Source organism: Spirosoma horti (genome assembly GCF_054776595.1).
Map to the genome: position 1 here is coordinate 268505 of NZ_BAAHBQ010000007.1, position 15450 is coordinate 283954.

Annotated in this window: 4 protein-coding genes; all 4 read left to right on the forward strand. The window is 49.7% G+C overall.

Translation table 11 applies throughout. The features are described 5' to 3' along the window. Positions 1-885 precede the first annotated feature (885 nt). A complete protein-coding gene (locus ACYVAM_RS22710) occupies positions 886-1719 on the forward strand; it encodes a glycosyltransferase family 2 protein (protein WP_461071320.1) in 834 nt (277 codons plus the stop codon). A gap of 54 nt (positions 1720-1773) precedes the next feature. After that, the gene (locus ACYVAM_RS22715; RefSeq protein ID WP_461071322.1) at positions 1774-3057 is read left to right on the forward strand and encodes a WcaI family glycosyltransferase; all 1284 of its coding nucleotides are present in this window, start codon (positions 1774-1776) and stop codon (positions 3055-3057) included. Positions 3058-3360: 303 nt separating this feature from the next. Next, a complete protein-coding gene (locus tag ACYVAM_RS22720; RefSeq protein WP_461071324.1) occupies positions 3361-10035 on the forward strand; it encodes an amino acid adenylation domain-containing protein in 6675 nt (2224 codons plus the stop codon). A 5-nt stretch (positions 10036-10040) separates the two neighbouring features. Next, on the forward strand, positions 10041-15233 hold the full coding sequence (locus tag ACYVAM_RS22725) for an amino acid adenylation domain-containing protein (RefSeq protein WP_461071326.1): 5193 nt from the start codon (positions 10041-10043) through the stop codon (positions 15231-15233). Positions 15234-15450 lie beyond the last annotated feature (217 nt).

The following is a 15450-nucleotide window of genomic DNA, read 5'->3' on the forward strand; positions in this document are numbered from 1 at the left end:
CATTAAAAAAATTTTACTGAGCGGAATTTCAATTTGATAATCAAGCACTTAAGGCTAAATCTGGTCTATTTTACAGAAAATAAAGCTCTTTTTATAGCGACAGATAATAGCGGTCTTCAAAGAGCTTAATGGTAAACTAAACGATAATTATTGATCTTTTTAAGAAGCTTACTATTTACAAAATCTGATTATCGATAATAGTTTTTAAGGGATTATTCATTAAGTCGGCAAAAAAACCATTCATCTCCTTATTAAAGTATATTGATTTACAAAAATCAGTAACCATTTGAAAATCAGCGCATTTACTTGTTTGCTAGATATCAAATGAGTAGTCTTGTAGTATGACTTTTTATCCATCCTGTTACTCTTCTGAATAAGCCCACTGGGTTACCATTAAGGAGGTACTATCAATTCATACTGATCATGAAACATTTGTCCGATTCAATACATATAAAAGTTAATGTCAAAAAAATACCTGACAAACTTGCCTCTCAGGCTATGTCAAGTAAAAACAAGTTGCTACTCATTGAATTCACTCAGCGGCTGGCCAGCTACAGGCGCACAAGTTACGAGACGTTGGAACGTTGGAATCTAATCCAAAAAGAAGTAATGGATTTATAATTACAACGTCTCAATCGATACATCTCCGGTGCCTATTTACCATCCTATACGTAGAAAAATTTACAGATGAGTTAGCCAATCTGTACACTAAATCATGTACCTGATAAATACCATCGACGCTAGACTTTTATTATCACTCCGTTTCTGACTACCTGGCTTCCTAACCACACAGTAATACACCAGTTAAGAAGCTAATATATTTAGTAAAAAAGGATACTTATTTAAAGGTATGGTTCATCAAAAAGTGATTTAGTTCGATACGTCATGATATCAGTACTTATACTTACTAAAGACGAAGAGCAGGATTTACCTAAATGCCTGAAATCAGTGGCATGGTGCGATGACATTCATGTATTCGATTCATTCAGTACCGATCGAACAGTTGAAATAGCCCGGAAAGCGGGTGCAATCGTTACACAACGAAAATTCGATAGTTATGCAGCCCAACGTAACGCAGCGCTACAGAATTTACCGTACAAATATCCGTGGCTATTTATTCTGGATGCAGACGAGCAAATTCCTGGCCAGCTACTTTCTGTATTGCAAGAGCACATACAAAAAGCGACGGATACTACGAATGGTTTTCGGCTTAGGCGCAGAGATTATATTGGCAAAAAATGGCTCAAATATTCTCAGATGACGCCTTTTTATGTTCGTCTGATCCGTTTGGGGAAAGCCCATTATCACCGGGAGATCAATGAAGTTCTGGAAGTCGATGGAACGGTAGAAGAAATCGATGGCTATTTCAATCACTATCCATTTTCGAAAGGGTTTCGGCACTGGCTCAACAAGCACAATCAGTACTCATCCATGGAGGCTAAACGCTGGGTTGAAGAGCATAAGGGAAACATCAAATTCTCGGTAAAAAAAGCCCTTCTTAACCGTGATTTTAGCGAACAGCGTTACCACCAGAAAGGCCTTTTCTACAAGTTACCCGCTCGGCCGTTGATCAAGTGGTTTTATATGGTTTTCTGGCGTCTTTCTTTTCTTGACGGTCGGGCTGGCTTAACCAATGCCACCCTTCAGGCCATTTACGAGTACTTTATCGTACTGAAAACAAAAGAGTTACTAAGTGAACAGGAGCAGCAAACGAGCTAATGCCTGACGATATATAACCTGAAATAAATCTTCCTCTTTTTTTAAGCAAAGCTAATGAACATCTTAATTTACGACATCAACTATGCGCCGGAACTTACTGGAGTGGGCAGGTATACCGGCGAAATGGGTGCCTGGCTGGCCCAGCAGGGACATTCGGTACGGGTGATCACGGGCATGCCCTATTACCCTGAATGGAAAGTACATAAGAAGTATAGAGGGAAGCTATGGTTTACGGAAACCATTGAGGGGGCAACGGTCAACCGCTGCCCGTTCTACGTTCCCGCCAAGGTAACCTCGCTCACCAGAATCCTCCATGAATTCTCCTTTGTGGCCAGTAGCCTGATTTATTGGTTCGGTATTTTTTTCGCGAAACGCTACGATGTTGTCATCTGCATCTCGCCACCGTTCCACATCGGCATACTGCCCGTTATTTATACGAGGCTTCGTAAAGTACCGCTCTGGTGTCATATACAGGACTTGCAAATCGACATGGCCAAAGAGCTCAAGATGTTCAAAAACAAGAACTTCCTCAAGCTATTGTTTTTAATAGAAGAATTTATTCTGAAGCGATGCACCATCGTATCCACCATCAGTGAAGGAATGGTGCGTAAAGTAGCTCAAAAGAATGTGGTTCAATCAACCTGTCTATTGTTTCCGAACTGGGTGGATGAAACCTATATCAGACCCCTACCTCGTGAGGAGTCGCTGCGGAAGGAACTGGGGCTAAGTGAGCACGATAAAGTTGTCATGTATTCAGGTAGTTTGGGGGAAAAACAGGGGCTGGAGTTGATCATTGAAGCCGCCAACCATTTCGCGGTCAAAAGCAATGTTAAATTTTTGATCTTTGGCGCTGGCGGAGCCAAATCATCCTTGGAATCCCTGGTGAAGGATCGAAACCTGACAAACGTATGGTTCCATCCGTTACAGCCCTATGAAAAATTATCGGCCCTGCTGGCCACAGCGGATATTCATCTGGTCCTGCAAAAAAAATCAGCGTCTGACTTGGTCCTTCCGTCAAAGTTAACGGGTATTCTGGCGGCTGGCGGCTGCGCGTTAGTGTCTGCCACACCCGGCACCACCCTATACGATATTATCAATCGGCATCAGATTGGCATGCTGATCGAGCCGGAGTCGAGTGAAGCCCTGATCATGGGAATAAACAAAGCCCTGAGCCTCGACTTATCTGAACTAAAGGATAAAGCGCGGTCATTTGCCAGAAACAACCTTGAGAAACAGGCTATTCTCCAGCAGTTTGAACGAGAGCTATTGAGTTTAAACAAGGTGGCCAATCAACCCAGTAAAGCGTTTAGCCCGTCTACTGTTAGCTTAACCAAATAATCGCGCAGAATTAAACTGAACGTTGACAAAGCTGATTATCAGGCAACGAAGCTCCGTTCTACAAAAATTTGGCGCTGGTTACTTACACAGGCTGTACACTTCACGTCTAGATAGTCTCTGTTAACGGCCTTCGCCATTCCCATCCTATGTCATAACTAGTCCGGCCCTCAACGTTACTTCTTCTTTTATTCATAACAGGGCTTTGGTAACCCAGCGCTGCCAAAGCCCTCCATCAGTAAGCTCCGTATCTCTTTACAGGCTTATCGTGTGTAAGCCTGCTTAAGCATACCATAAATCTGTGCGATGAGAGACATTTACCACAGCCGTTCAATTGATAGAAAAGCATCGACTGAGACCTCCCCTCAGCCCGTAGTTCAGTACCCAAATGAACAGACCATTCCCGCTTTATTTTCTAAACAAGTCAACAAGTGCCCGGACTGTGTTGCTGTACAGTTTGAGGGCCAACAACTGACCTATCGCCAACTGGACGAGCGATCGGCTCAATTGGCCAACTACCTCCGGAAACGTGGCGTGACCGAAGAAACGCTCGTGCCGATCTGCCTCAACCGCTCCCTGGACATGGTTATCGGGCTGCTGGCCATTCTTAAAGCAGGTGGCGCCTATGTGCCCATTGAGCCCGATTATCCGCAGGAACGGCTGCGTTACATTCTATCGGATGTCGGGGGAAACATCGTCGTAAGCAATAGCCAGTCCGTTTCGTCATTGACAGACGTAACATCCACGCTGGTCTGTATCGACCGGGATTGGGAAGCCATTTCTCAGGAGTCGACCCAGGCTCCTATCACGGCGTTGGCCCCTCACAATCTGGCATATGTCATTTATACGTCGGGTTCCACCGGCCAACCCAAAGGGGTTATGATTGAGCATCGATCGATCGTGAATGAAATCAGCAGCTACTCCGCGCTGTTTGGCTTCGATAGCTCGGATAAGCAACTGGTGCTGGCCAGTTTCGCCTTTGATGCCTCTGTTGAACAACTATTCGTGCCGTTGATCAGTGGTTCCTGTGTTGTTTTAATTTCACTGATTGATCAACTCGACCCGGATACAGTAGCCAGAACGATTGATGAAGAAGGCATTACCCATTTTCAAACGACGCCAACCTTCCTACGAACGATAAAGCCGCGCCCCTACACTCGATTAAAACGCGTTTGTTCAGGTGGTGAGGCTTGCCCGGTCGAACTGGCCGAACAGTGGAGTCAATATGTTCGTTTTTTCAACAAATACGGCCCAACCGAAACGGCCGTTAACGTAAGCTATCATCCATATGATCTAAAGAAAAAATACGAAACGCACCTCCCGCTTGGAAAGCCACTCCCAAATACACAATTCTACGTTTTAGATGAATCGGATACGGTCGTGCCCATTGGCGGAACGGGTGAATTGCACGTTGGGGGTATTCAGCTGGCCCGTGGCTATTTGAATCAGGCAGAGTTAACAGCCCGCAAGTTTGTTCAGGCGGCAGTTAGTCCAGCTAGTTCCCGCCTGTATAAAACGGGCGATCGGGTGCAGCTCCTGCCAGATGGCGAGTTGGCCTACATTGGCCGAACCGACGATCAGGTAAAGGTTAGAGGGTATCGAATCGAATTAGGTGAAATCGAACAGGCGCTCAGTCAACATCCATCGGTTAGCCAATCGGTCGTCGTCACGAAGGAGGACTCTACGGGGGCTAATCAACTGGTTGCGTATGTGATCCCCGAAAAAGAGTTTGACGAAAGAACCCTTACGCTTTATCTAAAAAATAAGTTACCCAACTACATGGCCCCCGCCTTTATAGTGGAAACAGACCGTTTCCCAGTCAATAACAGCGGCAAAATAGATCGAAAAGCACTGGCTATGTTAGCCATCAAAAGGCCGGCATTAGCGACGCTGTACCGAAGGCCGGAAACGCGCCTGGAAAACCAGCTGGCCGACCTATGGAAGTTAGTCCTTCACCTGGACGAAGTGGGGACCGATGACAATTTCTTTGCGCTGGGTGGAAATTCACTCTTAGCCATACAGTTCATCGCGACCCTACAGAAGCAGCTCAATTATCAACTACCCATCGCCCGGCTGTATCAGTGCCGAACGATCAAAACTATAGCTCAATTTCTGGAACGAAAAGACGACATCAACCCAAAAATCAGCACAAAAAATCAACTGGCTCACCACCCGGCCCACGAAGTCGCGGTCATTGGCATGGCCGGACGCTTTCCGGGTGCCGATACGATCGATGAGCTCTGGACGCTTTTGAAAGACGGCAAGGAGACCATCCGCTTCTTTTCTGATCAGGAACTTGACCCCAGCATACCCGATCGTCTGAAAGCTGACCCGACCTATGTGAAAGCACGGGGCATCATCGACAACATCGACAAGTTCGACCCCGCTTTTTTTGGTATCAACCCCAAAATGGCGGAGTTGATGGACCCCCAGCAACGCGTCTTTCTGGAAATAGCCTGGGAAGCCCTGGAAAGTGCGGGCTATGTGCCCGACAATTATGATGGCCAGATTGGCGTTTTTGCCGGATGCCGCTTCAATTCGTACTACCTCAACAACGTTGCCTCGAATCCTGATTTAGTGGATAAGGCGGGCTTTTTCAACGTCATGACGGTCAATGATAAGGATTACATTTCGTCGCGGACAGCCTATGCCTTAAATTTAAAAGGGCCTGCCGTTACCGTGCAATCGGCCTGTTCTACCTCGCTGCTGGCCATTGTTCAGGCGGTGGAAAGCATTCGAAAAGGGCAGTGCACGATGGCGCTGGCTGGTGGAGCCACCATTACGGCACCCGTCAACAGTGGGCATTTATACGAAGAAGGGTCCATTCTGAGTAACGATGGCCATTGCAGGCCATTCGATGTGAATGCCAGGGGAACGGTGTTCAGCGATGGCGCTGGGGTTGTTCTGTTAAAAGACCGACAACAGGCCGAAAAAGATGGAGATACGATCTATGCCGTTGTCAGGGGCGTTGGCGTAACCAATGACGGGGGCGACAAGGGTAGCTTTTCCGCGCCCAGCTCCGATGGGCAGGCGGCTGCCATCAGGATGGCGTTGCAGGATGCCGGCGTAGCTCCGTCGTCTATTTCGTACGTTGAAGCGCATGGCACCGCCACACCTCTGGGCGATCCGATCGAGATCGAAGGCCTGAAAAAAGCGTTCGATACACAGGCCGAAAATCAGTTTTGTGCACTGGGCTCTATCAAAAGCAACATGGGCCATTTGGTAAGCGCTGCCGGTGTCGCCGGATTTATAAAAACGGTTCTGAGTTTGCATCACAAGCAACTTCCGCCTTCCTTGTTTTACAAAACGCCTAACCCGGCCATCGACTTCAAGAACAGCCCTTTTTACGTAAACGCGTCACTAAAAGATTGGAAATCAAGCACCATCCGCCGGGCAGGCATCAGCTCATTTGGCGTTGGCGGCACCAATGTCCACGTTGTCGTCGAAGAAGTTGAACCTAAACCACCCCTGTCGACGAACGAACGCAGCCGCCCTTACCAGCTCATTACGTGGTCGGCCAAATCCGTTGACAGCCGCGACAATTATGCCCGGAACCTGATTACATATGGTCGGCAGGCTAGCCAGGTCAATTTAGCCGATGTCGCCTTTACCCTGCAAACAGCCCGATCAGCCTTTGCGCATCGCCGGTTTGTGGTGGCGGCCTCGCAGGATGAATGCCTAGAGAAGATCAATGCCTCATCGTCCACCAACGCAAAGACGGTTAAACAGACGCCGGGGCCCGTCGTGTTTATGTTTCCTGGCCAGGGTTCACAATACCCCAACATGGGTCGCGAGTTTTACGAAAATGAGCCCGTATACCGCAACGCCATTGATGAATGTGCCGAACTGCTCGAAGCCTATCTGGAAACAGACATCCGGCAGGTTCTTTATTTCGATAAAGGAAACAAAAGTGCCGAAGAGCGCTTACAAAATACCCGCTATACCCAGCCCGCTTTATTTAGTACCGAATATGCCCTGGCCAAATTATGGATGAGCTGGGGCATTGAACCCGCTATTCTGTGTGGACACAGCATCGGCGAGTTTGTTGCGGCTCATCTGGCTGGTGTTTTTACCCTAACCGACGCCCTGAAACTGATCAGCATACGGGGGCGTCTGGTGAGCGAACTGCCTCGTGGCAGCATGCTATCGGTACGCATGGAAGCGGAAAAGATTGGCGCCCTCATGCCGGAGCCTTTGTCCATTGCGGCCATCAATAGCCAAAAGCGCTGCGTTGTGGCTGGTCATGATGAAGACATTGCGGATTTCGCCAGTGTTCTGGACGGCATGGATATCCCTAACCGGGTTTTGTCGACCAGTCACGCGTTTCACTCGGTCATGATGGAACCCGTTATTGCCGACTTCGAAAAAATACTCGCTGAGGTTTCCCTGAACACGCCGACCAAGCCAATCGTATCGACCGTTAGTGGCACCTGGCTATCGAATGCCCAGGCCACGGACCCCCATTACTGGGCCACTCACCTACGTCTGACCGTACGTTTTGCCGATGCGCTCGACACGATTTTGGCGCAAAATCAACCTATCCTTCTGGAGACCGGCCCCGGCAATGCGACAGCCTCCTTTGCTCGCCAGCAGGCAGGTTTCCAATCAGTAGCCATCCTGACCAGTCTGGAGCGCAAGGAAGCTAAAACTGACTACGAATCAATACTGAACGCCCTGGGTCAGCTCTGGCTAAATGGGCTTGAACCCGACTGGCAGGCCTTTTATACCCACCAGAACAGGATACGGGTAGCCTTGCCCACCTATGCGTTCGACAAGAAACGATACTGGGTTGACCCCGCCGTTAAAACGCCCCAGGTAAACTACGTTCCGGATAGCCCGGCAACGCAGGGCATACCGGATGAATTGTCTGCTGAACAACCTGTCAATTCGGTTAAGATGAGAAAAGATATACTAGTCGACAAGGTCAAAGATATACTGGAAGAAGCGTCGGGATTCGACATGAGCAGCGTTACGGGCGACATGAATTTTCTGGAAATTGGCCTCGATTCACTGCTGCTTACGCAACTATCCTTACTCCTTAAAAAGCAGTTCCAGGTGCCGATCACCTTCCGGCAGCTAAACGAAGAGTACGCTACACTCGATTCACTGATCGGCTACCTCGACAGTAATTTACCCGCCGGAGCCTACGAGCCGCCCGTTAGCCCACGGCCCGTTACTCACTCCAGTTCGCCCTCGCATACGGCTCCGGTTGTTAGGCCAGCCCAACCAGATGGCCATTCGGTATTGGACCTGATGGCCCAGCAGCTTCAGATTCTATCGAAGCAGGTGGCGCTGATGCAGGCCGGAAACCAGGGAACGACCACACTGCCTGATGTTGCTTCGAATTCGGAGCTGACCAGCAAGCCGGTTTCTCCAATAAAGGCTGAGCTGACGCCCGAGGAAGAAATCGAGCTAAAGAAACCATTCGGGGCCAGCGCCCGCATCGAACGTCAGCTTACAGAGCTGAGCCCCAAACAACAGGCTTTCCTGCGGCAGCTAACGGATCGGTACAACCAGAAAACAAAAGGGAGCAAAGCCTACACGCAGCAACACCGCCCGTATATGGCTGACCCACGGGTTGTTTCGGGCTTTAAGCCAGCCACGAAAGAACTCGTTTATCCCATTGTCATCAACAAATCCAAAGGCAGCCGCTTGTGGGATCTGGACGGCAATGAGTACATCGATATGCTCAATGGGTTCGGCTCGATCATGTTTGGCTATCAGCCCGACTTTATCCGGGACGCCCTGTACAACCAGATCGATAGCGGCTACGAGATTGGTCCGCAACATGAACTGGCGGGTGAAGTAAGCCAGTTACTGTGCGATTTCACGGGTCATGACCGAGTAGCGCTCTGCAATACGGGCTCAGAGGCCGTATTGGGCGCAATGCGTATTGCGCGCACGGTTACGAACCGATCCCTCATTGTTGCCTTTTCGGGTTCGTATCATGGCATCGTCGATGAGGTCATTGTACGGGGATCGCAACGGTTAAAATCATTTCCGGCCTCACCAGGCATCATGCCAGAAGCCGTTCAGAACATGCTCATTCTGGACTATGGCACGGATAAAAGCCTGAACATCATTCGAGAAAGGGCGCACGAAATAGCGGCTGTCCTGGTCGAGCCGGTGCAAAGCCGCCGACCAGAGTTTGTCCCGATCGACTTTCTCCAGGAATTGCGGAAGGTCACGGCAGCCTCCGGAACGGCCCTGATTTTTGACGAAGTCATTACCGGCTTCAGAATGCACCCTGGCGGCACGCAGGCGCTGTTTGGCATCAAAGCCGATCTGGCAACCTACGGCAAAGTCATCGGGGGCGGGCTACCTATTGGGGTCATAGCAGGCAAAAAGGAGCTTATGGATGCCCTGGATGGGGGCTCCTGGCAATACGGCGATGCCTCTATTCCCGAACAGGGCGTAACGTATTTTGCGGGCACTTTTGTGCGGCATCCGCTGGCACTTGCGGCAGCGAAAGCGTCTTTACTGCACCTGAAGGCCGCAGGGCCGGGGCTACAAAAAGCCCTGACCGACAAAGCGCAGCGCGTGGCAACGGCCTTGAACACGGAGCTTGAGCGGCATCATATCCCGCTGTTTGCGGCCCAGTTTGGCTCTTTGTGGCGACTCAAAGCGCAGGAAGAGGTGCCTTATAGCGAGCTGCTCTTTACGCTGTTGCGGCAAAAAGGCTTTCATATCTGGGATGGATTTCCCTGCTTCATGACCGAAGCCCATACCGAGGCCGACATCAACCGATTCATCGATCTGTTTCGTGAGAGTATCGCCGAGCTGATGGAGGCCGACTTTTTCAGAAAAACGCAACCGCCTACCGCTACTCCGCCCAGCGAACTCATCGCGTCTTCATCGTACGAATTCAAGAAGCCCCCGGTGCCCGATGCCAAACTCGGTAGAGACCGGGCTGGTAACCCAGCCTGGTTCATTTCAGATCCGGCTCAACCTGGCCATTACATACAAGTTTATTCACACTAATAGCTATGACTGAAAACTTTACTTTCCCAGACATCAACACGAGCGATTTCGATCCCTTCGCTGGGCCGGAAATTGTGCGCGTAGCACCCGCCACTGAGCCCCAACTGGAAATATGGATAGCCTCTTTGCTGGGTGGCGAAAATGCAAGCCGGTCGTATAACCTATCCAACTCACTACGGCTCGAAGGTAACATCAACAGGCTTGCCATGGAGCAGGCCATACAGGCACTGGTTCATCGGCACGACGCCCTGCGCTTGGTATTCAGCGCCAACGGCGAACATCTGTTTATCCTCAGGGACGTCAAAACGTCAATCGCCTACCAGGACATTTCAGCAGCCGCCCCGGATAAACAGGCCCAACTGATTACCCATTATTTAACGCTGGATGCCCGGCGAGTGGTCAATCTGGCCGAGGGGCCTTTCCTTAAAGTAGGGTTGTTCAAACTAGCCGAGCGGGTTCACCACCTGGTCTTAACGTCTCATCACATTATCCGTGATGGCTGGTCGATGGGCATTATGCTACAGGACCTAAGCGCACTTTATACGAGCTACGCGCAGGGGCTTACCCCCAATCTGCCCGCAGCTCCCTCGTTTGCTCAATACGCGGAAGAACAGCTTGACTTTGCCCAAACGGACACCTACCGGGCAACCGAAAAATTCTGGGTCGATATCTACAAGAACAGCATTCCTTCGTTCGATCTGCCAACCGATTATCCACGGCCTGCGGTGCATACGTTCGAGAGCAAACGGCTGGATTATCCGATGGATAGTGAGCTGGTGACGGCCGTCAAAAAGATGGGACTGAAAGCCGGATGTAGTTTTGTCACAACGATGCTGGCCGCTTTCGAGGTGCTGCTGCACCGGTTATCGGGTCAGGAAGACATCGTCGTCGGTTTGCCGACCGCCGGGCAGTCAGCCACGGGCAACAAACGACTGGTTGGCCACTGTGTGAACCTGTTGCCCATACGAAGCCAGCTCGATTCGAATCTGCGATTTTCTGATTTCCTGAAGGTTTGCAAAAGCACGGTCCTGGATGCGCATGAACACCAGCGGTTAACGTTTAGTCACCTGTTACGAAAACTGAACGTGACCCGCGACCTGTCGAGAACACCCTTCGTTTCGGCCGTCTTCAACGTAGACCTGGGCATGAACGACGGCGTCGATTTCCATGGCCTGACTCACCAGCTCATTAGCCATCCGAAAGAATACGAGAACTTCGAGCTATTTTTCAATGCCAGCGGATCGGAAAGCGCCCTGACGCTGGAATGGGCCTATAATACGAACCTGTACAAAGCAGAGACGATCGATCGGATGATGACCGATTTCGATAATCTGCTGAGAACAGTCGTTGCCACGCCGTCTATATTGATCAGTGATATTGCCTTCACCTCCGAGCGCAAACTTCTCCAGAATCTGGCGCAATGGACGCCTGCCAAGACGGTCTATCCGCGCCAAACTCCGGTTCATCAGTTGATTGCACAGACGGCCGCTACCTATCCGACCAAAATTGCGCTGTCGTTCAACAACCGCGACATCAGTTATCAGGCCGTCAATGAAACAGCCAATCAACTCGCCCACGGGCTGATTCAGAAAGGCCTACAGGTGGGACAGGTTGTCGGGATTGCGCTGGACCGCTCGCCGGAAATGCTCATTACGTTGCTGGCCGTTCTAAAAACCGGCGCGGCTTATTTGCCCCTCGACCCAGACTATCCCACCGATCGGCTGACGTTTATGCTAACGGATTCGGCCGCTGCCATGCTGATTACCAGCGGAAAATACCAGGGACGATTAAGTTCTCCGGCAAGAGAAGTCCTTATTGAACCATCACTCACCGAATCAACGGCATACCCTGTCGCTGAACCTGACCGCTTTGTTTCGGGCGATGATCTGGCCTATGTACTGTACACATCGGGGTCGACCGGAAAACCAAAAGGTGTTATGATCGAACACCATAACCTGGTTAATTTTCTCTGGAGCATGCTGGCAGCGCCCGGCATCACGAATGACGATGTGTTGCTGGCGATCACCACCATATCGTTCGACATAGCCGGTCTGGAATTATATCTGCCTTTGGTTGCCGGTGCCACGATTCTGATGGCCGATACGACCACCGCCCGGGATGGCCGTGCGCTGCTCGCCCTGCTTGACACGAAGCGGGTAAGCATCATGCAGGCCACGCCCTCTACCTGGCGAATGATGCTTGATGCGGGCTGGAACAAGTTTCTACCGCTAAAGGCACTTTGTGGCGGAGAAGCATTGTCCCAGGATCTGGCAGAAAAGCTCACCGACAGATGCCATGAGCTGTGGAACCTATATGGCCCAACCGAAACAACGATCTGGTCGACGGTTAAAAAAATAGACAAAACCGAGTTGGTAACGATCGGCCAACCTATTAACAATACGCAAGTCTATATTCTCGATAAATTTCTCCGTCCCGTAGCAACAGAAACAACCGGCGAATTGGTCATTGGCGGGGAGGGCGTGGCTCGGGGCTATCTGAACAGGCCAGACCTGACAGCCGAACGGTTTATAAAACTATCGTTCGATAACCAACCGGAACGCCTGTTATACCGTACGGGCGACCTGGGCAGGGTACTGAAAAATGGCGATATTCAATGCCTTGGCCGGGTCGATCAGCAGGTAAAAATAAGGGGGCACCGCATCGAGCTGGGTGAAATAGACAATGCCCTGGTGGCCATTAGCGACATAAAAGAAGCCGTTGTGGTTGCGCAGGAAGACCGGCCGGGAGAGCAGCGATTGATTGCCTATGTGGTTCCAGAATCCATCGCGTCCAGCGACTCGGTGAGCTGGCAGGAACGATGGGATGCCATTTATTCTACAGGCCTGAGCGTTGCCGAACAGGTCGGCGGTCAGAAAGATGTCAAAGAGGAATTAAAGGATTGGGCTAAGCAATCGCTCAACCGAATCAAGCGCTTACAACCAAAACGCGTACTGGAAGTAGGCTGTGGCGATGGGCAACTGCTTCTCGAACTGGCACCCGAGGTCATTCAGTATACCGCTACGGATTATTCGCAGGCGGCAATCGATAAATTGCAGCACATACTGGCTACCGATCCGGCCCGGTGGCATTCGGTAACCGCATCGGTAGCGCCAGCCGATGAGTTCAGTAGGATTCCGGATGCCTCGCTGGATCTTGTCCTCATTCACAGCGTGGCTCAGTACTTTCCCGACACCGGCTACCTGCAACGCGTGATTGAGCGGGCAACCAAAGCGGTTGCGCCGGGAGGCTGCATTTTTATTGGGGATATGCAGGGAAAAAATACGCTGCGAATGCACCATACAGCCGATCAGTTTCAGCGCTCATCCGACGAAAGTACCGTGGCTGATTTCAAAAAAGTTACGGAGCGACGCGTCCTGATCGACGACGAATTGATGGCCGACCCCGCTTATTTTTATTTACTACAGAATCACATACCGTCGATCTCCGCAGTCGATGTGCAACTTCGGGAAGGGAAGTTTCTTAACGAAACGACCAAGTATCATTACGATGTCTGGCTGTATGTTGGCAATCCACCCGAGGTCGTCAATCCCACAGTTGTTATTGACTGGCAACCCGATTTTTCTCTTGCCTATCTGGAACAGACTCTGGCGAAGAAACCGCATGCCAGCCTGCAGGTGAGGAACATCGTCAACACCCGCACGGCACAGGATCACAGCCTTCTTCAGCTTATCGACGGCTTAGCGGATGATTGTTTGCTCAGCGAGGCCCGGCAAAAAATGAGTCCGGGTCAAAACGGCGTCGATCCGTCTGTACTCTGGTCATTAGGGGAAAAGTATAATTTTTCGGCTCACGTAAGGTGGTCTGCCGACGGCACAGATAATTTAATGGATGTCATTTATATTCCGCATAACGCCCGGAAACAGATACCCGGTCCACCAGCAATCGGTGAAGCCGGAAAGGCCTCTTTAAAGGATTTTTGTCGTAATCCTTTTGCCCCTACCCTGGCCGTTTCACAGCGTCAGGAATGGAAGCAACAACTCAGACGAACGCTTCCGACCTACATGGTTCCAGGTGACTTTGTCATACTGAGCAGCCTACCGCTCACACTAAATGGCAAAATAGACCGCAAGGCGTTGCCACCGGTTGGTCGGCAGGAAGCAGATAGTCACCCTGCGCTAATGCCTCCAAGAACAGACATCGAGAAACTAGTCGCTGAGATCTGGATGGAAAGCTTACGGCTTAACGAAATCAGTGTACTCGACAATTTTTTCGAACTGGGTGGGCACTCGTTGATTGCCGTTCAGATCATGACTCGTTTAGAAAAGGAGACTGGCAAACACCTGCCTCTGTCTATGCTATTCGAATACCCAACGGTGGAGAAGTTATCTCTGGCGCTACAGATGGATGGAAAATTCATTGTCTGGGATTCACTTGTTCCCATAAAGCCGCAAGGCACCAAAACCCCGCTTTACATCATTCATGGTGCCGGACTGCACGTGATGTTATTCAATACGCTGGCGAAAAACATGGATGCTGACCAGCCTATTTATGGCTTGCAGGCCAAGGGAATAAATGGTGTCGATGAACCATTGAGCAGCATTGAAGCCATTGCGGCCTATTACATAAACGCTATTAAGGCGCAGAATCCAACGGGCCCTTATGCCTTGGCAGGTTACTCGTTCGGCGGAATTATAGCGTATGAAATGTGCCGACAGCTGCAGCAGGCTGGCAGTGAAGTCAAGGTACTGGCCATGTTCGATACACACGCTGATCAGTCGAATTACCTTGACCCCTGGATAAGTAAGATTTGGAATACGTTGCAATCCAATATAAAGAAGTACCTGTACACATTTATTCTACTAAAAAATGATATTGCAGGAACAATCAGTTACAAAAAAGGCTCTATAAAGCGTAGAGTTAATAAGTTATATGGTAAACTAAAATACACAGAGGACTACCATAAAATGTTTTATGGCAATCAGTATAAAGTATATAAAAGTAACCAGCAGGCCACCCGTGATTATCGGCTGACTCCACAAAATGTAGCTATCGATTTATTTCGTGCAGAAAAGCGGATGTATTACATACAGGACTTTGAATTTCTGGGATGGAAACCGTTTGCCTTGCAAGGCGTCACTGTTCATAAAGTGCCGGGTGATCACGCCAGTTTATTCAATCCGCCTAATGACAAAGAATTTGCCCGTATACTTCAGAACTTGCTAAACACTAAAGCTTAACTTTTTTATTTCCTCTAGTTTTTAGGCAGTGTTATTTAACACTATATTATCTACTATAATAATCATTCCTATATAAACATTAATTTATAAAAGCGGTGCTATTTATAGCTTTCATTAGCTATAAATAGCACCGCTTTTCATATGAAAATAGAAGAACACTCTAAATTTTAGCGAGTTGACGGCAGGCAAATATTGATGGGCTGTTTCCACACAGGCC

Bases quoted from the DNA above. Each gene is read 5' to 3' on its own strand.
- ACYVAM_RS22725 (WP_461071326.1), top strand. From the start codon at position 10,041: ATGACTGAAAACTTTACTTTCCCAGACATCAACACGAGCGATTTCGAT.
- ACYVAM_RS22720 (WP_461071324.1), top strand. From the start codon at position 3,361: ATGAGAGACATTTACCACAGCCGTTCAATTGATAGAAAAGCATCGACT.
- ACYVAM_RS22715 (WP_461071322.1), top strand. From the start codon at position 1,774: ATGAACATCTTAATTTACGACATCAACTATGCGCCGGAACTTACTGGA.
- ACYVAM_RS22710 (WP_461071320.1), top strand. From the start codon at position 886: ATGATATCAGTACTTATACTTACTAAAGACGAAGAGCAGGATTTACCT.